This is a genomic window from Bacillus sp. CPT56D-587-MTF (genome assembly GCF_058792335.1).
Genome location: NZ_JBYTEF010000001.1, coordinates 1,057,581 through 1,080,113 on the forward strand (window position 1 = coordinate 1,057,581; position 22,533 = coordinate 1,080,113).

General features: G+C 34.2%; 27 protein-coding genes and 1 riboswitch. Of the genes, 22 read left to right on the plus strand and 5 right to left on the minus strand.

Annotation, left to right across the window (positions count from 1 at the left end; all coding sequences use genetic code 11):
• Positions 1–41: 41 nt before the first annotated feature.
• Both AC3WVZ_RS05510 and cbpA read left to right on the plus strand, forming a co-directional pair.
• Positions 42–671 carry a class II aldolase/adducin family protein gene (locus AC3WVZ_RS05510; protein WP_000896006.1) on the plus strand — a complete coding sequence of 210 codons (630 nt, stop codon included), beginning with the start codon at positions 42–44 and terminating at the stop codon, positions 669–671.
• A gap of 126 nt (positions 672–797) precedes the next feature.
• Positions 798–1,421 carry a cyclic di-AMP binding protein CbpA gene (gene cbpA / locus AC3WVZ_RS05515; RefSeq protein ID WP_001264208.1) on the plus strand — a complete coding sequence of 208 codons (624 nt, stop codon included), beginning with the start codon at positions 798–800 and terminating at the stop codon, positions 1,419–1,421.
• Positions 1,422–1,604: 183 nt separating this feature from the next.
• Here cbpA and AC3WVZ_RS05520 read toward each other — a convergent pair whose 3' ends face one another.
• Positions 1,605–2,375 carry a divergent polysaccharide deacetylase family protein gene (locus AC3WVZ_RS05520; protein ID WP_001234107.1) on the minus strand — a complete coding sequence of 257 codons (771 nt, stop codon included), beginning with the start codon at positions 2,373–2,375 and terminating at the stop codon, positions 1,605–1,607.
• 475 nt (positions 2,376–2,850) lie between these two features.
• Here AC3WVZ_RS05520 and AC3WVZ_RS05525 point away from each other — a divergent pair, with 475 nt between their 5' ends.
• Positions 2,851–3,132, plus strand: a complete 282-nt coding sequence (locus AC3WVZ_RS05525) for an aspartyl-phosphate phosphatase Spo0E family protein (RefSeq protein ID WP_000495536.1) — start codon at positions 2,851–2,853, stop codon at positions 3,130–3,132.
• A 29-nt stretch (positions 3,133–3,161) separates the two neighbouring features.
• Here AC3WVZ_RS05525 and AC3WVZ_RS05530 read toward each other — a convergent pair whose 3' ends face one another.
• Complete coding sequence (locus tag AC3WVZ_RS05530) at positions 3,162–4,658, minus strand: DUF3149 domain-containing protein (protein ID WP_000865068.1); 1,497 nt, start codon at positions 4,656–4,658, stop codon at positions 3,162–3,164.
• A 195-nt stretch (positions 4,659–4,853) separates the two neighbouring features.
• Here AC3WVZ_RS05530 and AC3WVZ_RS05535 point away from each other — a divergent pair, with 195 nt between their 5' ends.
• The 4 genes from AC3WVZ_RS05535 (at position 4,854) to AC3WVZ_RS05550 (ending at position 8,047) form a co-directional block, all read left to right on the plus strand.
• Positions 4,854–5,300 (plus strand): MarR family winged helix-turn-helix transcriptional regulator, encoded by a 447-nt coding sequence (locus tag AC3WVZ_RS05535; RefSeq protein ID WP_000203336.1) that lies wholly within the window; start codon positions 4,854–4,856, stop codon positions 5,298–5,300.
• Positions 5,301–5,456: 156 nt separating this feature from the next.
• Positions 5,457–7,151: a M3 family oligoendopeptidase gene (locus AC3WVZ_RS05540; protein WP_000008577.1), complete on the plus strand. Its 1,695-nt coding sequence runs from the start codon at positions 5,457–5,459 to the stop codon at positions 7,149–7,151.
• Between the two features lie 137 nt (positions 7,152–7,288).
• The gene (locus tag AC3WVZ_RS05545) at positions 7,289–7,822 is read left to right on the plus strand and encodes a DinB family protein (RefSeq protein WP_000941961.1); all 534 of its coding nucleotides are present in this window, start codon (positions 7,289–7,291) and stop codon (positions 7,820–7,822) included.
• Between the two features lie 108 nt (positions 7,823–7,930).
• A complete protein-coding gene (locus tag AC3WVZ_RS05550) occupies positions 7,931–8,047 on the plus strand; it encodes a DUF6254 family protein (RefSeq protein ID WP_000038355.1) in 117 nt (38 codons plus the stop codon).
• An 11-nt stretch (positions 8,048–8,058) separates the two neighbouring features.
• On the opposite strand, the gene kinB is transcribed toward AC3WVZ_RS05550, so the two are convergent.
• Positions 8,059–9,267: a sporulation sensor histidine kinase KinB gene (kinB, locus tag AC3WVZ_RS05555; RefSeq protein WP_000964154.1), complete on the minus strand. Its 1,209-nt coding sequence runs from the start codon at positions 9,265–9,267 to the stop codon at positions 8,059–8,061.
• A 206-nt stretch (positions 9,268–9,473) separates the two neighbouring features.
• Positions 9,474–9,517, plus strand: a riboswitch (PreQ1 riboswitch).
• 93 nt (positions 9,518–9,610) lie between these two features.
• Between kinB and queC the strand changes: the two genes are divergently transcribed.
• From queC to queF, 4 genes are read left to right on the plus strand one after another with little or no spacing between them, the layout of a single operon-like run.
• Entirely contained in the window at positions 9,611–10,273 is a 663-nt protein-coding gene (gene queC / locus AC3WVZ_RS05560; RefSeq protein WP_227077966.1) for a 7-cyano-7-deazaguanine synthase QueC, read from the plus strand.
• Complete coding sequence (gene queD, locus AC3WVZ_RS05565) at positions 10,273–10,764, plus strand: 6-carboxytetrahydropterin synthase QueD (RefSeq protein ID WP_000368414.1); 492 nt, start codon at positions 10,273–10,275, stop codon at positions 10,762–10,764. Before queC ends, queD begins: the two co-directional genes overlap by 1 nt.
• Positions 10,757–11,473, plus strand: a complete 717-nt coding sequence (queE, locus tag AC3WVZ_RS05570; RefSeq protein WP_000036294.1) for a 7-carboxy-7-deazaguanine synthase QueE — start codon at positions 10,757–10,759, stop codon at positions 11,471–11,473. Before queD ends, queE begins: the two co-directional genes overlap by 8 nt.
• A gap of 18 nt (positions 11,474–11,491) precedes the next feature.
• Entirely contained in the window at positions 11,492–11,989 is a 498-nt protein-coding gene (gene queF, locus AC3WVZ_RS05575; RefSeq protein ID WP_001986050.1) for a preQ(1) synthase, read from the plus strand.
• 48 nt (positions 11,990–12,037) lie between these two features.
• On the opposite strand, the gene AC3WVZ_RS05580 is transcribed toward queF, so the two are convergent.
• Positions 12,038–12,223, minus strand: coding sequence for a YkvS family protein (locus AC3WVZ_RS05580; protein WP_233936174.1), 186 nt, complete (start codon positions 12,221–12,223; stop codon positions 12,038–12,040).
• A gap of 257 nt (positions 12,224–12,480) precedes the next feature.
• Between AC3WVZ_RS05580 and AC3WVZ_RS05585 the strand changes: the two genes are divergently transcribed.
• From AC3WVZ_RS05585 to AC3WVZ_RS05595, 3 genes are all read left to right on the plus strand, one after another.
• Positions 12,481–12,639, plus strand: a complete 159-nt coding sequence (locus tag AC3WVZ_RS05585) for a hypothetical protein (protein ID WP_000971063.1) — start codon at positions 12,481–12,483, stop codon at positions 12,637–12,639.
• Between the two features lie 88 nt (positions 12,640–12,727).
• The gene (locus AC3WVZ_RS05590; protein WP_000703101.1) at positions 12,728–13,330 is read left to right on the plus strand and encodes a hypothetical protein; all 603 of its coding nucleotides are present in this window, start codon (positions 12,728–12,730) and stop codon (positions 13,328–13,330) included.
• Between the two features lie 130 nt (positions 13,331–13,460).
• A protein-coding gene (locus AC3WVZ_RS05595; RefSeq protein ID WP_425594305.1) for an IS1182-like element ISBth7 family transposase occupies positions 13,461–14,923 on the plus strand; the annotation gives its coding sequence in 2 pieces (ribosomal slippage) (positions 13,461–14,022 and positions 14,022–14,923; 1,464 coding nt in all).
• 36 nt (positions 14,924–14,959) lie between these two features.
• Here AC3WVZ_RS05595 and AC3WVZ_RS05600 read toward each other — a convergent pair.
• On the minus strand, positions 14,960–15,538 hold the full coding sequence (locus AC3WVZ_RS05600; RefSeq protein WP_000619542.1) for a GNAT family N-acetyltransferase: 579 nt from the start codon (positions 15,536–15,538) through the stop codon (positions 14,960–14,962).
• A 334-nt stretch (positions 15,539–15,872) separates the two neighbouring features.
• Between AC3WVZ_RS05600 and ykzS the strand changes: the two genes are divergently transcribed.
• The 8 genes from ykzS to AC3WVZ_RS05640 all read left to right on the plus strand — a co-directional run bounded on the left by ykzS (position 15,873) and on the right by AC3WVZ_RS05640 (position 22,523).
• Positions 15,873–16,067 (plus strand): protein YkzS, encoded by a 195-nt coding sequence (gene ykzS, locus AC3WVZ_RS05605; RefSeq protein WP_000356684.1) that lies wholly within the window; start codon positions 15,873–15,875, stop codon positions 16,065–16,067.
• Between the two features lie 100 nt (positions 16,068–16,167).
• Positions 16,168–16,485, plus strand: a complete 318-nt coding sequence (locus AC3WVZ_RS05610) for a hypothetical protein (protein ID WP_227077965.1) — start codon at positions 16,168–16,170, stop codon at positions 16,483–16,485.
• Positions 16,486–16,962: 477 nt separating this feature from the next.
• Positions 16,963–17,322, plus strand: coding sequence for a class Ib ribonucleoside-diphosphate reductase assembly flavoprotein NrdI (nrdI, locus tag AC3WVZ_RS05615; RefSeq protein ID WP_000959447.1), 360 nt, complete (start codon positions 16,963–16,965; stop codon positions 17,320–17,322).
• On the plus strand, positions 17,309–19,393 hold the full coding sequence (gene nrdE, locus AC3WVZ_RS05620) for a class 1b ribonucleoside-diphosphate reductase subunit alpha (protein ID WP_001215839.1): 2,085 nt from the start codon (positions 17,309–17,311) through the stop codon (positions 19,391–19,393). Before nrdI ends, nrdE begins: the two co-directional genes overlap by 14 nt.
• A gap of 81 nt (positions 19,394–19,474) precedes the next feature.
• Entirely contained in the window at positions 19,475–20,443 is a 969-nt protein-coding gene (gene nrdF, locus AC3WVZ_RS05625) for a class 1b ribonucleoside-diphosphate reductase subunit beta (protein WP_001203029.1), read from the plus strand.
• 216 nt (positions 20,444–20,659) lie between these two features.
• Entirely contained in the window at positions 20,660–21,040 is a 381-nt protein-coding gene (locus AC3WVZ_RS05630; RefSeq protein WP_000687512.1) for a GntR family transcriptional regulator, read from the plus strand.
• Complete coding sequence (locus AC3WVZ_RS05635) at positions 21,037–21,735, plus strand: ABC transporter ATP-binding protein (protein ID WP_000137738.1); 699 nt, start codon at positions 21,037–21,039, stop codon at positions 21,733–21,735. Before AC3WVZ_RS05630 ends, AC3WVZ_RS05635 begins: the two co-directional genes overlap by 4 nt.
• On the plus strand, positions 21,732–22,523 hold the full coding sequence (locus AC3WVZ_RS05640; protein WP_000080432.1) for an ABC transporter permease: 792 nt from the start codon (positions 21,732–21,734) through the stop codon (positions 22,521–22,523). Before AC3WVZ_RS05635 ends, AC3WVZ_RS05640 begins: the two co-directional genes overlap by 4 nt.
• The last annotated feature ends 10 nt before the right edge of the window (positions 22,524–22,533 follow it).

A 22,533-nucleotide genomic window follows, 5' to 3' on the forward strand; every position in this document is an offset into this window, starting at 1 on the left:
GGATTCGAACCTTATATGAATATTATGTCGGGGGTGACGAAATGTTATTTTTTCTGAAGAAATGGAATGAATTAAAAGATGTGAAATCTGAATTGGCACTTCGTGATTGGTTTTATGGTACCAAAATTAGCTTATCGCTATGTACGTCAAAAGAGCCGTTAACATTTTTAGTAAATGTTGAGGGAAGAGATAAAGGGCTATTTTCGGAAGAAGATTTTATTGTCGTAAATTGCATGTGCGAGTCAGTATTTGAAAATGAAGAAAAACCAGCTGCAGAGTCATTTATGCATGCGGATATTTATAAAAAAAGTAGTGCAGGATGTATTTTACAAGTGCAGACTGTAGATAGTCATTTAATATCAGAGTTATATGGGGAAGAAGGAGAAGTAACGTTCGATAAACGCAGTGTGGAGCGTGTTTTCGGAAAAGAAGGTATAACAGAAATGACAATTCCAATTGTAGAAGATGAAAAAAAATTCGCTGATTTATTAGAAAGCAATGTTCCGAATTTCATTGAAGGTGGAGGAGTAGTTCTTGTTCATAATTACGGCATGATTGTGTGGGGAAAAACGCCAGAAGAAGCGAAAAAATGGCTAGAGGGTATAGAATATTTAATGAACTATCATGTAAAGTTATTAATGATTAAGGGTGCAAGGAGCTCTGTTATATAAAAATGGATGTGATATGGCTACAAGTTAATAAACAAATGAAAGCGTTTTAAAAATAATTTCACTCATAAAATATAGGTCTCCTTATTATATATAGATTACATGTTGACATGTAAGGAGGAACATATTTTGCGAGTTAAATATCATTTTCTGCCAAAGCAGCAAGTAACATTTTGCAAGATAAATGATTCTGGTGAAGAGGCACTGCAAATGATGAACGAAACGGGATTTCGAGCCATCCCGGTATTAGCAGAAGATGAGAAGAAATTCACGGGGATTATTTATAAAGTAGATTTATTAGAAAAAAAATGCAATAGCGGATTAGAGCATGTAAGTGCAGGGGATATGCTTGATGATTCCAATGCATTTATTTTTGAAAAGGATTCATTCTTCAGAGCTTTTTATGTAATTCGTCGGCTTCCGTTTTTAGCCGTGCTAAATGATTATAATGAATTTGTCGGTATGTTAACGCATTCGAATATATTTGATGTTATTGAAGATTCATTTGGTATGCGAACAGGTGGTTATATATTAACAATTGCAACACAAGATTGTAAGGGAACGATTAAAGAGCTTGGGACATTGTTAAAAGCATATAATATCGGTGGCCTATTTACGTTAGATAACGGTGATCAATATATCCGCCGCGTTATTGTAAATATATCAGATGAGTTAGATGAAACAAGATTAAAGCAATTAATCGGAAAAATAGAGAAAAAAGGATTCAGAGTGAGTCATGTAGATTATATTTAAGTTAAAAAAAGTACCTATCTGTTATATATAGATAGGTACTTTTTTGTCCCGCCATTTGTGGGCAGTAAAATCCGAGCCTCAAAATTCAGCGCAAGTAAAGAAGTTAAGTGGGGGGACGGATTGCCCATAAAAGTCCAATTGGTGAGGGCTGATTAAAGTTTCACTTTATGTGAGTAATGAACTTTATTTTGAAACAGGGGGCGGGGATAATGCTAGATCAGATAAGAAAATAAAGTCTGCATGCTCACGAATTTTAGGGATAGAAGTTTCAATAACGCGTGATGTAATTTCACCTGGAGGGCCCACATGCCCGATAGCTACCATAATAGGTTTTTCTTGAATTTTTTTGATGAGTAATTGGGCTTGTTTTGAAATATGTCCTGCTGTATACACATCATCAAAAAATAGTTGGTTTTCAATAATAGGAACTCCTAATTCTTTTCCGATTTTTGGGACGACACTATTAGGATTCGTTTTACTATCTAAGTAAAATAAACCGTGTTTTTTACAAGCAGCAAGTATAAGGCGAACAATTCTTTCATCCGCTGTTACTTTTGACCCCATATGATTGTTCATTCCAATTGCATGCGGTACTTCTTGAATCGCTTGTTCAAGTCGGTTGTTTATTTCTTCATCGCTTAAATCAGTTGTAATTGCTTTCGGCCCAAGCCATTCTTTTTTACCTTTTATAGGTTCCATTGGCATATGTATAATAACTTCATGGCCTTTCTTATGGGCAGCTATTGCATCTTCTTTTGTGGAAGGAAGAAAAGGCATAACAGCAACAGTGAGTGGAATGGGAAGTGATAACATTTGATTAGTCCCCTTCATATTATTTCCGAAATCATCAATGACAATAGCAACTTTATTCGTATGAGCATTTGCTTGAATAGGAAATAAGAAGGACGGTAAAAACAAAACAATGATGAATAATGCAATCGTATATTTTCGCATATAAATATTTCCTTTCTATTGTTATCCCGCTATTTGTGGGGAGTAAGACTCCCACCTCAACATTGGGCTGGATAGGTGGGAGATTCACTGCCTACCCGATTGGTGAATGCTAATAATCAGTGGGGGCTGAACAAAAAACACTGATTAAAGTTTCACTTTATCAATCATCATTATGTTTTGCTTTTTTATATAAATTAAACAAAAAATGTCGAAGAAAAGTAGGTGGAAAATTAAGAATCCACGGTTTACGTAGCATTTATAAAAAAACAAGATGAAAAAAATGTCTATTATTGCGAATGTATTTACAAAGATAGAATAATTTGTAATAATTCTCAAAGTGAGGGTAAAGATTTGTAAATTACAGGGAGAAAATGTTAAAATTTCTGATTCTTCAAATTTGCATATGATTAAGTAGTTAAAAAAGTCAATGGAGAAGTGAAGTTAAGAGCATGGAAGTATAATAAGGGGGATATGGATGTTTACTGTAAAAAGGAAGTACACATTAGAAAAGCTTTCACGTGATATTCATATGAAACGTGAAGAAATGATTCAACTAGGATTAACAAGTGGGCTAAATAGCAGGGAGACAATTCAAGTTAGTCAAGAATTGGACAAGCTTATTTTACAATATCAATGTTATAAAGAAAAACAAACACCGAAATGGTTTTCAATTATAAAAATACCTATTTTCCAAATCGGGTATGAAGGAAAATCAAATAATTTTTGGCGAATGCTTGTGGCTGGTTTTATGAAATAAGTATAATTACCCTTATAGGATAAGGATAATTATACTATGTGTAACGGAATTTCGATATGAACTGTTGTTCCTTCGTTTTCTGTACTGTCAATAAAAATATGCCCATTATACATCTCTACAATTCGTTTACATATGACAAGTCCAAGACCTGTTCCAGTATCTTTATTAGTAAAGAACGGATGAAAGAGGTGTTTTTGAATATGTTGCGGAATCCCTTTTCCAGTATCTATAATCTGCAATTGTGCGTGTGTTTCATTGTTTTTTACTACAATGGTTAGTGTATCACTAGAAGTCATGGCCTCAATTGCATTTTTTGTAATGTTTAAAACCACTTGTTTCATATGGTCTTTCGAACAACGGATATGAACAGGATGGTCTGGCAAATGTAAATGGAATACAATGTTATGTAAATTCGCCTCAGATTGAATAATTAATGCTACCTCATTTAGAATTTTTCTTACATCATACGTTTGTTCGATGATGGCGGTTGGCTTTCCGAGAATAAGAAATTCACTTACAATTTCATTGATTCGCTCTATTTCTTGTTCAATTACGGAAAAGTAGAACTGATCTTGCTCATCTTTATATTTCTCTTTTAATAGAGCGACGAGTCCTTTAATTCCAGTAAGAGGATTACGGATTTCGTGTGCTGTACTCGCTGCAAAAGTTCCAACTAATTCAATTTTTTGTAGTTCATTTTGTTGCCTTTCAATTTTTGTTTGACGTTTTAACAACATATATTGAGCAAGTAAAAATAAAATAGACATTAAAAATAAAGTAGCTATACACTCTATTGCAACCCACTGGTATAAGGTTTTTTGATGAATAGGTAATGGAGAAACAGAGACCTTCCAATTTAATCTTTGGAGTGGGGTAGTAAGCATATTAGAATGCGTATCACTTGTGTCGTTATTATCATCGGTTAGAAAAACTACATCATGTTTATCAGTTACCTCAAAATGGTATTGTGGTTTAATGGCATTTAAAGAAGATGAAATGTAATCAAAGCGTAAACTAGCTAATAATAATCCTGAGAGCTCCTTCTGTTTATTAAATATGGGGGCAGCAATCATAATAGCTTTATGTCCAAGAACGCGATCAGTAATGACTGATGATACAGTGGTTTTTTTAGTTTGGAGCGCGTCTTGAATATATTTACGGTCTGAAACATCTATAGGCTTTGATTCATCTTCAGATGCGATTGTAATGACTCCTTCTGGTGTAGCGTAATATAGACCAGAAAAGCGTGCATCGTTTCCATCTGTATCATGTACAATTTGTTTAATACCATTTATATTACCAGTCTCGGTGCCTACAACTTTTGCAAGCATGTCTAAAGCAGAAATTGCTTCACCAAGATGATGATCCAAATAATCTCTATATAAAAAGAGAACTGTATGAGCAGATAATTTGTTTTCCTGTTTCATTTTATATGTATGATACGAATAAAATGTAGCACCAATCCCTATTGTCGGTAGGATAACAAGCAATATATATACAATTATGCTTTGGAATTTGACTTTCAAATGTGGTACTCCTTCTTTTTTTATTATCATTATATATAAACTATGTTAAAATTGTCATGTTTTTATTCAAGAATGATTCTTAATATATTAGGGGAGAGGAAATGGATGAGTGAATGCTCATTCGGAATCCACAGGAAGTATGAACTGGCATTTTCTTTTTATTGCTGAGAATTTAAGTGAAGGGTTGAAAGTTGTATGACATCAAATAATGAACGAGAAGATATTTCTCAATCTTTAAAAGTATTTATTGCATTATCTCGTGTACATCGTTCTGTTATGGATACTACAAATAAATCTATACAAAGTAACGGGTTAAATCCAACTGAATTTGCTGTATTAGAACTGCTATATCATAAAGGCGGTCAACCACTTCAGCAAATTGGTGAGCGTATTTTAATAGCTAGTGGCAGCATTACATATGTTGTAGATAAGCTGGAGAAAAAGGGATTAGTAAAGAGAATTCCATGTCCGAATGACAGACGTGTTATTTACGCGCAATTAACTGAGTCTGGCGAGAACTTTATTGCTTCTATTTTTCCGGGGCATGAGAAAGTTATACATCAGTCTTTTGAAATGTTAACGAAAGATGAAAAAGATGAATTACTTGATTTATTAAAAAAAATTGGGAAGTATGAAAAATAATATGTTCCAAAGGAGCTTTGGATAAATAAATCCAAGGCTTTTTTATTTGTAATGAGCTCAGGGCAATCACTGCCGAAATTTGTTGAAAATTAAGAGGGAATTCAAGAATACGTATTGAATTATAATAAAGGTATGTAATGGAGAGGAGGCTCGTTCATGTCATTTAAAGACTATGAATATAAACGCCCAAATATTGAAGAGTTAAAAGAGAAATTTACTGTTGCTTTAGAGAAGTTTGATAACGCAAAAACTGTAGAAGAACAAAAACAAGTCATTCATTCAATTAATGAGATTCGCAACGATTTTGGTACAATGGGAAACCTTTGTTACATTCGCCATTCTGTTGATACGACGGATACTTTTTATAAGGAGGAGCAGGATTTCTTTGATGAATTCTCTCCAGTTGTACAAGGATATGGTACAAAATATTATAAGGCACTCATTAATTCTCCATTTCGTGAAGAATTAGAGGCGTATTATGGAAAACAATTATTTGCTCTAGCAGAATGTGATTTAAAAACATATTCAGATGAAGTCGTGAAAGATTTACAATTAGAAAATAAATTATCATCGCAATATACACAGTTATTAGCATCTGCAAAAATTGACTTTGCTGGAGAAGAAAGAACGTTATCGCAACTGATTCCGTTTATGCAAGGAAAAGAAAGAAGCGAACGTAAAGCAGCAAGTGAAGCATACTACGGATTTTTAGCTGGAAATGAGGAAGAACTAGATCGTATTTATGATGAGCTTGTTAAAGTGAGAACGAAAATCGCAAAATCTTTAGGTTTCAAAAACTTTGTTGAACTTGGATATGCAAGAATGTACCGTACAGATTATAATGCGGAGATGGTGGCTAATTACCGTCAGCAAGTGCTAGATTATATCGTTCCCGTTACAACGGAATTAAGAAAGCGACAACAAGCACGTATCGGTGTAGAGAAGTTAGCTTATTACGACGAAAACTTTGAGTTTGCTACAGGTAACCCAACTCCAAAAGGAGATGCGGATTGGATTGTTGATCATGGAAAGACAATGTATAAAGAGTTATCGGCTGAAACAGATGAATTTTTCAATTTCATGCTAGATAATGATTTATTAGATTTAGTTGCGAAAAAAGGAAAAGCTGGTGGCGGATATTGTACATATATTGAGAATTATAAAGCGCCATTTATTTTCTCAAACTTCAATGGAACATCTGGTGACATTGATGTATTAACACATGAAGCAGGTCATGCTTTCCAAGTATATGAAAGTCGTAAATTTGAAATTCCAGAATATAATTGGCCAACATATGAGGCGTGTGAAATCCACTCTATGAGTATGGAATTCTTTACATGGCCATGGATGAAGCTATTCTTTGAAGAAGATGCAGATAAATATTACTTCTCTCACTTAAGTTCAGCACTTCTGTTTTTACCTTATGGTGTATCTGTTGATGAATATCAACATTATGTATATGAAAATCCTGAAGCATCACCTGAAGAGCGTAAGACAGCATGGCGTAACATAGAGAAGAAATATTTACCACATCGTGATTATGAGGAGAATGATTATTTAGAGCGCGGTGGTTTTTGGCAACGTCAAGGGCATATTTATAGCTCACCGTTCTATTATATTGATTACACGCTTGCTCAAATTTGTGCGCTACAATTTTGGAAACGTGCAAGAGATAATAGACAAGAGGCGTGGGAAGATTATGTGAATCTGTGCCAACAAGGTGGAAGTAAATCGTTCTTAGAATTAGTAGAGGTTGCAAATTTAACATCACCATTTGCTGAAGGCTGTGTGAAAAGTGTTATTACAGAAATTGAAGCATGGTTACATGCGATTGACGACACAAAATTGTAAAAAACATGCGCTTTTTTTCACATGTTTAACATCGACATAATGGGAAAATGATGAGATAATAAAAGAAAATTCAGAATACTAAAGGGGTGTTTCTAATAAGGAGCACCTCTTTTCACCAACAAAAGGGGGGAACAAGTATGCTTCAATCTAATATGGATGTAAGTTTAGAAAGTTTAGTAAACTCATTACAGGCTACTCGAAGCACGCTATTATCAGAAATTGAAATGTTAAATGACACAGAAGTGAATGTAAAGCCACGCCGTGATAAATGGAGTATTATTCAAATTTTACACCACTTGCATTTAGTTGAACAATCTGTCACGTCTGCCCTTGTATATGCTTTACAAAAAAATGAAAGAAACATGACTCCATTTAAAGACCTTCAACTTACGCTTGATCGCACACATAAACGAGAAGCTCCTCAGCAAATGCAACCAACAGAAACTTTAATGAAAAAACAGCAAGGAATTCAATTGCTAGAACATTCACGCCAAGAACTATTACACGCGCTTCATAGTGTTATAGATGAAAAAGATCTATTTGAAAATGGATTAAAGCATCCTGTTTTTAATGATCTGAATTTGTATCAATGGGTTCAATTTCTTGATTTGCATGAACAAAGACATCTTACGCAGTTAAAAGAGGCGAAACATGCAATTTTGCAACGCTAAAGTGGAAGAAGTGGGAAACCACTTCTTTTTTGATACGTGCATAGTTTTCTTTCTTATTTTGGAATACTACATGGAGAAATAAGAAAGAAAAGAAGGAGTTGAAAAAACATGTCTAAGAAGAAGCGAGAAGAAGAGCGCGCCTGGAAAGCACGTAAAGAAAATCAACAACCGCACGGAAAAGTGAAAGCTTTTGCTGAATTAGTTGAAGGAACAGAAAAAACGTGATGAGTATTTCATCACGTTTTTTGTATGAGTGGAAAAGTTAATAAAAAGGTTGTACCGATTCCTTTTTCACTTATAATATCAATTTTTCCATTCATAGCTTGAACAACACTGAATACGACCATCATTCCAAGTCCAGTACCTTTTTCTTTCGTTGAATAAAAGGGCGAACCAAGACGTTTTACTTGTTCTGAATCCATACCGACTCCTGTATCTTTTATATATAACTGAATATGCTTATGATCAGGAACTAATGTGAAATAAAGATCACCGCCTTTTGGCATAGCCTCAATGCAATTTTTTAAAATATTTAATAAACATTGATTTAGTTTTTGCTTTTCTCCAGCGATAAAAAAAGAAGTGCTTTGCTTTATATAATGAGTACGTACATTTGTTAAATTAGCAAGCGGTGTAATTAGCGACAATGCATGTAGTAATTCTTCTTCTAACTGTAATATTTGTTCTTTTTCAATGCTTGGTTTAGCAAAGGTTAAATAATCTGTAAGAACATGATTTGCTTGTTCGATGCCATTAATGGCAATGTCGATATATAATTTTCGTTCCTGCTCAGTGCATGTATCTGATTGTAACAGTTGTAAAAAACCTTTCGTTGAAGTTAATGGATTGCGAATTTCATGAGAGATAGACGCTGCCATTTCACCAATTAAATGAAACTTTTCAGCATTTATAAGTTCATTTTGGAGACGAACCTGAGTTTGTAATATGTGTAGTAAATATAAAATTAGAATCGTACCAAGCATTGAACATAATTCATACACAATAATATGCGGTATATAATCAGTCTTATTTGTAACCTTTGAAAGGAAGAAGGGTATCCAACTAAATCCGTATGTGAGACTGTAGATAATAGCAAGTGTTATTTTTATACGATTAGAAGTTCGATTGAAAAATTTATATGTTAATAATAGAACAATAAATAGAAGAACAGAACCGATAAGAGATGGGAAAACACCTACCCCACCTAATAATAAGCGATATATGTTTAATACAACTAAGATAGAACCACCAGCAATAGGCCCTCCCGTTAATGTACCGACAATTAATACAATATGGCGCATATCAAATTGAAAACCATTATTTGTTTTTGCTGCAAATGTAATACAGAGTACGGTAGCGAGGCAACAGAGTACAATGAATATAGCTGAATTTAATTTAGGAGAGCGTTTCCCTTTTTGATTCCAAAATAAATGATATACGAGCATTGTAATCAGGATGAATAATATATTTAAAAAGAGATAAATAATAAAGGATTTCAGTGGGATGCCTCCTCTCTTCTTATATTAAATTAATCATACTATAAAATGAAAGAAATGAAATAATAAATAGCGGAAAAATCAGAAATTTTTACGCTAGTATACAATATGTTACAATAAGCTATGTCAATGAAAGAAGAAATTCCGTGCACCGCGCGGGAGAGGTTCGCGAACTCCCTCTATAAAAAACTATGGAAACAACAATATCCTTAGGTATTGTTTTGTTTTTTTATTGTGACAGTTCAAGAACGTTCTTTCTTCTTATTTATAGTAGAGAAGGAGAATGAGTGAAATGAAAAAAGAAAAAGCAGTTGTTGTTTTTAGTGGAGGACAAGATAGTACGACATGTTTATTTTGGGCAATAGAGCAGTTTGCAGAGGTAGAAGCTGTAACGTTTAATTACAATCAACGTCATAAGCTAGAAATTGATTGTGCAGTGGAAATTGCAAAAGAACTAGGAATAAAGCATACGGTACTAGATATGAGTCTATTAAATCAACTTGCTCCAAATGCGTTAACGAGAACGGATATGGAGATTACACATGAAGAAGGTGAATTGCCATCGACATTTGTAGATGGACGAAATTTACTCTTCTTATCATTTGCTGCTGTATTAGCAAAACAAGTTGGAGCACGTCATATTGTAACGGGTGTATGTGAAACTGATTTCAGTGGTTATCCAGACTGCCGTGACGTGTTTGTGAAATCGTTAAATGTTACTTTAAATTTATCTATGGATTACCCGTTTGTCATTCACACGCCACTTATGTGGATTGATAAGGCTGAAACATGGAAATTATCAGATGAACTTGGAGCATTTGAGTTTGTTCGAGAAAAAACATTAACATGTTATAACGGAATCATTGGTGATGGTTGCGGTGAATGTCCAGCATGTCAACTTCGTAAAGCAGGATTAGATACGTACCTACAAGAACGCGAAGGAGCGAACAACTAATGGATAACTTTTTTGGATTTCGCATCGTAGAGAATTTGCAAAAAATGGACAAGGATATTCAGCGTAAACAACTCAAATACCATAATAAAAGAGTAATGGTCAGCAAGGAATTTACATTTGATGCAGCACACCATTTACACTGTTATGAAGGGAAATGTAAAAACTTACATGGTCACACATATAAAGTTGTATTTGGAATTAGTGGATATGTAAATGAAATAGGTCTTGCAATTGACTTTGGAGATATAAAAGAAATTTGGAAGAATGAAATAGAAATTTATCTAGATCATCGTTATTTAAACGAAACGTTACCTGCAATGAATACGACTGCTGAAAATATGGTCGTTTGGATTTATGAAAAGATGGCAGAAGCACTAACAAAAGAGAATCGAGTGAACGAATATAAAGGAGCTCGCGTTGAATTTGTTCGTTTATTTGAGACGCCGACTAGTTATGCGGAAGTAAGACGGGAGTGGATGCTTGATGAGTAAAATCCCTGTCTTAGAAATATTCGGTCCGACTATTCAAGGTGAAGGAATGGTTGTAGGGCAAAAGACAATGTTTATTCGTACAGCTGGTTGTGATTATAGCTGTGCTTGGTGTGATTCTGCTTTTACGTGGGATGGATCAGCTAAAGATCAAATTAGACAGATGACACCAGAAGATATTTGGGATGAGCTTGTTGCAATTGGAGGAGAAAATTTTTCTCATGTTACGATTTCAGGTGGAAATCCGGCATTATTGAAAAATATTGAGTTTCTTCTTTCTATATTAAAAGAAAATGGAATGCGAACGGCAATTGAAACGCAAGGGAGTAAATGGCAAGATTGGTTACTTCAAATTGATGAGATAACAATTTCTCCAAAACCACCAAGTTCAACGATGAAAACAGATTTTCAGAGGTTAGATGCTATTATTCAGAAACTAGCAGGAAAAGATATTAGTTTAAAAGTAGTAGTATTCGATGATCATGATTTTGAATATGCAGTTAAGATGCACGAACGTTATCCAAAGGTACCATTTTTCTTACAAGTAGGAAACGATGATACAAAAACAGTGGATGATGCGATGCTTATAAAAAAATTATTAGATAAGTATGAATGGCTGATTGATAAAGCTGTAAATTGTAAAGAGATGAATGATGCAAAAGTATTGCCTCAGCTTCATGCGTTAGTATGGGGAAATAAGCGCGGCGTATAACGAGAAGGGATGTTTAAAATGACAGGAAGATTAGATGAAGATTTAAAAGATGTAACATTACTAGGGAATCAAAATACAAAATATTTATTTGAATATAGCCCAGAAATATTAGAGGTATTTGATAATAATCATCCAAACCGTGATTATTTTGTAAAATTCAATTGTCCTGAATTTACAAGTTTATGCCCGAAAACAGGACAACCAGATTTTGCAACAATTTATATTAGCTATATTCCAGAGCAAAAAATGGTAGAGAGTAAATCTTTAAAGTTGTATTTATTTAGTTTCCGCAATCATGGTGATTTCCATGAAGATTGCATGAACGTTATTATGAACGATTTAATTAAATTAATGGATCCACGTTATATTGAAGTATGGGGGAAATTCACACCACGTGGTGGCATTTCAATTGATCCATACTGCAACTACGGGCGCCCAGGGACGAAGTATGAACAAATGGCTGATTACCGCATGATGAACCACGATCTATATCCGGAAACAATTGATAATCGTTAATAGAAAGAAAGGGCCTGTATACTATACAGGCCCTTTCTTTCTATTATATTATGCATTTTGATTAATGACAGTATAGTTTTTATGACTTACAACTGTAAGAGGTTCCATATCTAGTTCTCTAAAATTCTTCATAATTGTTATATCAACAATAACAGAGTTTTGATTTACTTTTTGAACACGGCCGTGCATTCCACCTTTAAATTCGATGATATCTCCAGTTTCTGCGATCTGCATAAGCAACTCTCCTTGTTACAGTTTTCCCAAAAAAAGAATAAATTTGGGTTTTTTTATTTCCTCCTATTTTGAACCATATTTCCTACTTTGTAAATGTTTCCAAAGTAAAAATTCGAAAAATATTCACTTTTTGTAAGAAAATATGTAGAAAATCCATGTTTTTTGAAAAAAATAGCAAAAATGCGAGAATCTTTATATCGAGGTATAATGAAAAAGTAGAATAACCTGCTGAAGTGGGAGAAATTAGAGGCGGTAAAATGATGTTTGAATTTGTGGGGAGTGTTATAGCTTTAATTTTATTTTTATTTTCTTATATGCATTTAAAAAAGATTCGTCAATATGATACGAGTACATATTTTGATGGGATGGATGGTATCCATGCTTCGATAACACATGATAGTGGTGGGGAGATGTAAAGGTATATAACTTTATTTTCTTGCGTGGTATGATGTTTAGAACTAGTGCATAATAGAGTTCATAAGTGATGAATGGAGAGTGAAAAGAATGAAGATTTCTTTTATTCGTCATGGTCGCTTAGATTGTACTATAGAACCAATGACGGTTACATCCTTTCATGAATGGATAAAAGGATATGACTTACATACTATAACAGAAAAACAACCTATACCATTGGAAACAAGAGAAGCGGTTGAAGTAGCGAAATTGATTGTAACGAGTGATCAAAAGTGTGCTGTACAGTCAGCAGCTGAATTAATGGATTCTTTATGTTTTATACAAAATTCTCTTTTTAGGGAAGCGGCAGTTCCGGCGAGCTTTTATGCGCCAAAATGGTTGAAGTGTAAACTTAACGTATGGATGTGTATTGGACGAGCATTATGGATACTTGGTTACCATAAAAATGTTGAATCTTATAAGGAAGTAAGAGAGAGGGCAAGGCAAGCAGCTTACGTATTACATCGTTATGCTCTCGTACATGGAAGTATTGCTCTTGTAGGTCATAATTATTTTAATTCGATGATTGGAACGGAGCTGAGGGCAATGGGATGGTCTGGTTCGCCTATTTTGCATAGAAAGCCATGGGGATGTACAACATATACGTTTCACGAGGCGATGGATGGAAATATATTAAATACGAATTTAACATAAAAGCACACGATTTATATAAATCGTGTGCTTTCCAGGCTGTGGAGAAAGTCTTCTCCACAGCCTGTTTTTGTGTCTGAACCTCTTTTTATGTGTCAACACTGATAAAAAAGAGGAAAAGGAGAGATTTTTTATGATGGGTGCTTTAAAAAATCATCGTGATGAGCGTGTATCTGTTTCTGTAGAAGAGTTGGTTCCACAAGATCATTTCCTTCGTGCAATTGAAGCGACAATTAGTTTTGATTTTATTGAAGAGAAGTTACGCCCTTATTACTGTGAAAACAATGGACGCCCGTCCATTCATCCTATTGTTTTATTTAAGATGATGTTTATTGGATATTTTTACGGTATTCGTTCTGAGCGTCAATTGGAAAAGGAAATTAAAACGAATATTGCCTACCGTTGGTTTTTAGGGTTTTCTCTATCGGATACTATTCCGGATCACTCTACAATCAGTTGGAATCGTCGTACTCGTTTTATTCATACAAATATTTTCGAAGAAATTTTTGATGAGATTGTGAGACAAGCGACGGAGCACCGGATGGTAGGAGGACGTGCACTGATGACAGATTCTACACATATTAAGGCCAATGCCAATAAAAATAAATTTGTACATAAATATAAAAAAGAAAAAGCAAAGTTTTATATAGACGAGCTAGAAGCTGCGGTAATCGAAGATCGTGAGGTACATGGAAAAAAGAATTAAAACCTAGAAAGGAAAGTGATACCCCTACCAAAAAAACTCGTATAAGTACAACGGATCCAGATAGTGGATTTTTAATGAGAGATGGAAAACCAAATGGTTTTCATTTCTTGGATCATCGTACGACTGATGCGAAGTACAATATTATTACAGATACCTATGTAACGGCTGGAAATATGGCAGATTCCGAGCCGTATTTAGCACGCCTCCAAGCTCAGATTGATAAATTCGACTTCAAAGTAGAAGCTGTTGCCCTTGATGCTGGCTATTTTACAGGATATATCTGTAAGAAACTATCAGAACGGAATATATTTATGGTGATGGGGTATCGCCGATTTGGAAAACGGAATAAAGAAGTACCGAAAAGCCAATTTAAATATGTAGAAGAAATGAATGTTTTCGCTTGTCCGATGGGATGTATTCTAGAATATGTAACAACTGATCGTGAAGGATACCGTCAATACAAATCGAATCCAGAAGACTGCGCTGTTTGTCCGTTACGTGAGGTGTGCTTTTCAAAGAAACAAAAACAAAAAGTTATCACTCATCATGTGTGGGAGAAATATAAGGATATTGCTAGAAAAAACAAGCTAACAGCTACAGGGAAAAGGTTGTATAAAGTACGCTGTTCCACTATAGAGCGAAGCTTTGCAGACGCCAAAGAACTACATGGCTACCGCTATGCCCGGTTTCGAGGGCTGAAGTCTGTCCAAATGCAAGCTTATCTCACCGCAGCTTGTCAAAACATGAAAAAAATAGCCCTCCACCTGACCAAAAAGGGTCAGGTGGAGGGCTATTTTTTAAAATTCTATTATTTTATGTTGTTTTTATTCGCTAAAATCAAAAAAGATTCCAGAGTGTTGGGAACCCTAAAGGGTTTCCCAACACTCTGAAAAGCACACGATTTATATAAATCGTGTGCTTTCTTTTTAAGATACAGAAATTTTGACGTTTAATGGTTTTACGAGATGAGCATAAGGTTCGCCTACTAGCATAACAATTTCATCTTTTTTATAACCTAACTTTTCGTATAGTGAATAGGCGCGTGTGTTTTCTAAATTAACAAGTAAAGCGATTTTTTCATGCCCTTTTTCAGTTGCATAGATTTCGGCAGCTTCAATTAATTTAGAACCGATACCTTTTCCGCCGTGTGCACTTGAAACTGATAGTGTATCAATGTAATACTCATCAAGCTCAGCTTCTTTTTCTAACGTAATTGATTCATCTTTATGTAATTCTCTTAAGTGATGTACAATTGGTGCGTCAAGCTGTGTTGCTTCACTACCATGATAAGCGACAATAACTCCAACTGCACTCTCGTCTTGTTCATAGACAAAACAGTTTTCGTAGCTCAGACGGTTATTTTCTTTTGAGAACCATGTCTCAAGTCCTAGTAATACTTCTGCTTCATCTGTGCTACCTGTGATTTTTTCAGCAATTTCATGCAGAGCATTATACAATAAAGGAGCTATTGCCATTGCATCTGTCTTTTTTGCTTTCCGAATCATAGTATCCCTCCTAGTTCTATTTGTATATTGTAGCATAGTGGTATGGAACTTTGCATAATTGAATGCCGAAATGTTTGATATAGAGAAGTAGCTATGTTAGTATATGATATTTAGTGGACATATAGTAAAACGATATTGTTTGCGAAATAACGAAAATAAAATCATGGCATAACAACGAGATAAAGTGAAACGTTAATCAGTAAGATTTTTTGTTCATTCCACGACTGATTAGTAGTCAACACCAATCGCACTACCTGCAAATAGCGGGATAAATTTACAGTTGTTGACCTATAGAATATACGATAAAATAAAATATTGCAGAGAGGTGAAATACATGGATAAAGAATTAGCAAATACAATTTTAGATCAGCTAAAAAATGGTGAAATAAAGGAGTATGTTGTTACGAAAGATGTATTTTATACGTTCAGAGAAGTTGTTGTAAATAGAGAAGACTTTAAGCATTTCATTGGTAACGCACAGCGAGGCGGGCAAGTGATTTATACATATTCAGAAACGCCACGTTCATAAAGAGGAATTTTGATCAGCAGGGCATCTCTCACTGATTAGTAGCCTTTCACCAATCGGACGTTTAATGCGGGATAAATAAAAGATAAAGGAGAGGGGAATTATGGGCGATTTTAAACAAGGCATTTTACCACATTGGGATTATATGTGGAAAGATAGAGCCGGCAATCGATTTATGGGAATGGTTATGTATCCAGAGAAACGAAAATGTTCAGCAAAAATGCTTCGGAAAATAAAAAGAGCATATGAAGAAGCAGTAGAAATTAAAGTAACTGTACAAGTTCGACATACATATCAGTACGTAGAAGGAATGATTGTATACTTTGATGAAGAGGCTCCGGTATGTACAATGATTGATAAAGATGAAAATCCGCATCATATATTTGTAAAAGATATTTTGCGCATTGAGCACTCTGAATAAACTTTTCATAAATAAATTGAAGTTCCATAATAATAATCTTTTTCTATAATAGTTATCTTTTAGTATGTAACGAGAAACGAAAGTATATGTATAATATATTTAATAAGGTAAATTTGATAAATGTAATCGTTTTTTAGAGCAGATTATAGTTTCATATCTGTTCTTTTTTGCGTGATGCTGGAGAAATATATTTCTTCAGCATCTACCGTTTTATGACAAAATATATTGTTAACTTTTTTAAAAATAAGGTTAAATTCGTTGACAACTTTTTTGAAAAGCACTTTATTGACATGAGTTTTAGAATGTTGTTTCATAGTCATTGTATTGAAAAAAAACGGCTATCATGTCGAAAAGTAAAAGTTAAAAAAAGAAAGAATTTATACATATATCTTGTGTCTTATTTTGAAACGTAATACAATATATAGAGAAATCAAGAACAACATATAGAGAATATAGATTTGAGAGGGAGGGTCGGAAATGTTAGTTGCATATGATTCTATGACAGGAAACGTGAAGCGTTTCATTCACAAATTAAATATGCCGGCCGTTCAAATTGATGAAGATCTAGTAATAGATGAAGACTTTATTCTTATTACGTATACAACAGGTTTTGGCAATGTACCAGAACGTGTTTTAGACTTTTTAGAGCGCAATAATGAAAAATTAAAAGGCGTATCTGCAAGCGGCAATCGTAACTGGGGAGACATGTTCGGTGCAAGTGCTGACAAGATTTCTACTAAATATGAAGTGCCTATTGTATCAAAATTTGAGTTATCTGGAACAAATAACGATGTAGAATATTTTAAGGAAAGGGTGCGGGAGATTGCGACACATTGAACTGAATAATGAAATCACGCAAATGCAGGACGGTTTTTATCAGCTTCATAAAGATAAAGAGGCATTAGAAGTCTTTATGGAAGAAGCTAGAGAGAATACCGTTCCTTTTAATAGCGTGGCAGAGCGAATGGAGTATATGAAAGAACATGATTACTATTACAACGTTCTGGACGAGTATAGCTTGGAGGAAGTAGAGGAAGTATATAACATCGCTTATGGTGAAAACTTCGAGTTCCAATCTTATATGGCAGCATCTAAGTTCTACAAAGATTATGCGTTAAAAACGAATGATCAAAAACAATACTTAGAAAGCTATGAAGATCGTGTAGCAATTGTTTCATTATACTTAGGACGCGGTGATGTTTCGAAGGCAAGACAATTCGCAAGCATGATTGTAAAACAAAACTACCAACCAGCGACACCAACCTTTTTAAATGCGGGAAGAAGCAGAAGAGGAGAAATGGTGTCTTGTTTCTTGTTAGAGATGGACGATAGCTTAAATTCGATCGGCTTTAACATTAATACTGCGATGCAATTATCGAAAATCGGCGGGGGAGTAGCTTTAAACTTATCTAAGCTACGCGCACGCGGTGAGCAAATTAAAGGTATCGACAACGCTGCAAGTGGCGTAGTACCTGTTATGAAATTGCTTGAAGATTCGTTTTCATATGCGAATCAGCTTGGCCAACGAAAAGGTGCCGGTGCAGTATATTTAAACATTTTCCATTGGGATATTATTGAATTCCTTGATACAAAAAAAATAAATGCCGATGAGAAGAGCCGTATTCAGTCTCTATCAATCGGAATTATCGTTCCAAGTAAGTTCTTTGAGCTTGCTGAGAAAAACGAACCTTTCCATGTTTTCGCGCCTTACACGGTGTATAAAGAATACGGAAAGCATTTAGATGACATTGATATCGATGAAATGTACGATGAATTAATGAGCAATCCGAAAGTGAAGAAGAAGCCACTAGATATTAGTGCACGTGATATGCTTATTAAAATCGCTATGATTCAGCTTGAGTCTGGTTACCCATACTTAATGTTTAAATCAAATGCAAATAATCAACATCCATTGAAGGATATTGGAACTGTGAAGATGTCGAACTTATGTACAGAAATCTTCCAGCTTCAAGAAACTTCAGAAATAAATGATTACGGTACAGATGACATTATCCGTCGTGATATTAACTGTAACTTAGGATCGTTAAATATCGTAAACGTAATGGAAAATAAAGAAATTCGTGAAGCAGTTCATGCGGGAATGGAAGCTTTAACAGCTGTTTCTGATATGACGATTATTCCGAATGCACCAACTGTGAAAAAAGCAAATGACGAGCTTCATTCAGTTGGACTTGGAGCAATGAACTTACACGGATATTTAGCAAAAAATAAAATCGCTTATGAAAGTGCAGAAGCGAAAGAATTCGCTCGTACATTCTTTATGATGTTAAATTACTACTCTATTGAGAAAAGTATGGAAATCGCTACAGAAAAAGGCGAGACATTTAAGGACTTCGATAAATCTGATTATGCGAATGGCACATACTTCGAAAAGTATGAAACGACAGATTACAGCCCAGTAACTGAAAAAGTTCAGCAACTATTTGAAGGAATTCATATTCCAACAAAAGAAGATTGGACAAGTTTAAAAGAGCAAGTGCAGAAGAATGGTTTATACAACTCATATCGTCTTGCCATTGCTCCAACACAATCAATCAGTTACGTTCAAAATGCAACTTCAAGCGTAATGCCGATCGTAAGTCAAATCGAATCAAGAACATATGCGAATGCGACAACATATTATCCAATGCCGTATTTATCAAAAGATACGTTCTGGTACTATAAATCTTCTTACGATATGAATCAGTTTAAATTAATTGATTTAATCGCAGAAATTCAAGAACATATTGACCAAGGAATTAGTACAATTCTTTACGTTAATAGTGATATTTCAACACGTGAATTAGCACGTTACTACATCTATGCACATAAAAAAGGCTTAAAGAGTCTGTATTATACGAGAACACGTAAATTAAGCGTGGAAGAGTGTGTGGCTTGTACCGTTTAATATAAAAAGTGAGACATGATGAGCAGGGTTTTCTGAACCCTGCTCATGCTTAGTTATCATATTTAGAGAAGGGGCGATTTAATGCGTGCGGTAAACTGGAACAAAAAAGAAGATGATTTTAGTTTAATGTTTTGGAAGCAAAACATCGCTCAGTTTTGGACAGAAGAAGAAATTGCGGTTTCGTCTGACAAAAATACTTGGGTGCAATTATCGAAAGAAGAGCAAATTGCTTATAAGCGTGTATTAGGTGGTTTAACACTTTTAGATACGAAACAAGGTGGCGAAGGAATGCCACTTGTACTGGTTCATCTTGAAAATTTACAAGCGAAAAGTGTATTAGCTTTCATGGGAGCTATGGAAGAAGTACATGCGAAAAGTTATAGTCACATTTTCACAACATTAGCTACAGAAGAAGAGATTGATGATATTTTTGACTGGGTAGACAATCATCCGTTACTTGAGAAAAAAGCTGGTATTATTACTAGTTACTATCGTCGTTTATTAAAGCCTGAAGTAACAAAAAAAGAGTTATACATGGCAATGGTAGCAAGTGTGTTCTTAGAAAGTTACTTATTCTATAGCGGATTCTTCTATCCACTTTACTTAGCTGGTCAAGGAAAACTAACAGCAAGTGGTGAGATTATCAACTTGATAATTCGTGATGAGTCAATTCACGGCGTATTCGTCGGTATTTTAGCACAACAAATCTTCGCAGAACTTTCTGCAGAAGAGCAACAAGAAGTGCAAAAAGAAACACAAGAGTTATTAATGGAACTATATGAAATTGAAATGGCCTATACAGAAGAAATTTACACTTCTATCGGTCTTGTAGAAGATGTAAATCGTTTCGTTCGTTACAATGCGAATAAAGGGCTTATGAACTTAGGACTTGAGCCGAAGTTTGAAGAAGAAGAAATTAACCCAATCGTTTTAAATGGTTTACGTACAGATACGAAAAACCATGATTTCTTCTCTGTAAAAGGAAATGGTTACGTAAAAGCAACGAACGTTGAAAAGTTAGCTGACGATGACTTCGTGTTTAACTTTTAATATAGGATTATAAAGAAAAACTGTCTTATTCATTGATAAGACAGTTTTTCTTTATAATTTTGTTTACATAACACTATTATTTTTGTATAGCGATTTATATTTGGGAAGTTCTATTCGTTTAACGGATAGAACTTTTTTGTAATTAAATGGGTATTTACAAACTTTTTGTATCGGTGTATTATTTAACTAGTACACTGATACAAAAGGAGGGAAGAAATGAAAATAGAGTTTTCTCCAAATACACCAATTTACATTCAGGTAATGGAATACATAAAAAAAGAGATCGTAACAGGACATTTATTACCTGGTGATAAAATTCCCTCTGTCCGTGAATTAGCGAGTGAATTACAAGTGAATCCAAATACGATTCAGCGTACATTTCAAGAGCTAGAACGGGATGGAGTTGTTGTCACACGTAGAGGAATGGGACGGTATGTAACGAATGAAGGGGAGAAAATTATGGAGCTGCGAAAAGAGATGGCGAAAGAATTACTTCATTCTTTTATAGATGGAATGGACAATTTAGGTTTTTCAGAAGAAGAAATTCTTACAATTCTTCGTTCTTCATTACATGATAAGAGGGAGGAGAGCCAATGACAGAGCTATTGAAAATAGAAAACTTATGGAAGAGATACGGATTAAAAGCAGTGATCCGTGAATTAAACATAGAGATTACGGAAGGGAAAATCGTTGGGCTTGTTGGAGATAACGGGAGCGGGAAAACGACGTTATTGAAAATGATTGCAGGCTTGCAACACCCTTCTGAAGGTAGTATTACAATAGACGGTAAAAAGGTAGGGTTACAGACGAAAGAAATTGTTTCATTTATGTCCGATAAGCCAATCTTTGATGATTGGATGACTGTAAAAGACGCTTTATTTTTCTACCGAGATTTTTATAAAGACTTCGATATTCAAAAAGCGGTAGATACGATTGCAGAATTTAAAATACCGTTAGAAGAAAAAATTACAGCATTGTCAAAAGGTATGGTTGAGAAGCTGCAGATTATTTTAACGTTTTCTCGAAAAGCGAAGCTATATGTACTGGATGAGCCATTGGGCGGGATTGATCTTGTTTCTAGAGAACATGTACTTGAGTTAATACTTAAATTTTATCGTGAAGATTGTACGCTACTTATATCGACTCATTTAATAAGAGAAATCGAAAATATATTCGATGAAGTAATCTTTTTGAAAGATGGAGAAATAATATTGCATGAAAATGTGGAAGAACTACGATTTCAAAAGGGTAAAGCAGTACATGAGCTGTTTAAGGAGGCCTATGAGAAATGAGTCAGCTTTTTCTTTATCTATATAATTGTAATAAGAGAAAGATAGCCATTATTTACTTTGGTTTTATTACAGTTTCATTAATTCTTTTATTTAATATGAAAGGAGTTTCAGGAGTTAGAATTTCAGGTAGGCAAGATATAATTATTATTATATTCTTTATCGTACTAGGTATAAATGGATTTGCAATTCTTTTAACAGGTATATCGTCTTTTCGGAAAATGTTAAAAAACTCTATGCTACGTTATACTTCTATTTCAGCAAAAAAGTATATATGTGCAAATAGTTTATTCTGTGTACTACTCTTTATGATTTTGCTAGGAATAGGAATCATTTTTCTATACTATTTTTCTTTAAATATTTACAATGGAAAAACTAATTTAGGTATTCAGCAAGCAATACACAGTTTATATAATTATGGAATATTACATCATATGTTATCTATTTTCTTATGGGGACTAGATTTTCTTAATATGCTAGTTTCTATTTATTTCATTATAGTAATTGTAAAACTATTAAATGTGAAATCATCTATGAATAAAGTTGCTTGTTTAGTTTTATTCGTCATTTTTACCGCATTTAATGGAGGAATAACGTATATTTTTCAGCAAATAGAAAAGTATGTGTTTGCTATAAATAATATTGGATTTATAGATCAAAATGGTTTTTTAAATACATCATTTTATTCTGGTACAGAGGTTACAATTTTAAATCTATTTTTTAATTGTTTATTAACAATTATATTACTAGTAGTTACAGGTCACATAGTCGATAAAAAACTAGAAGTCTAAAGGAGGAATC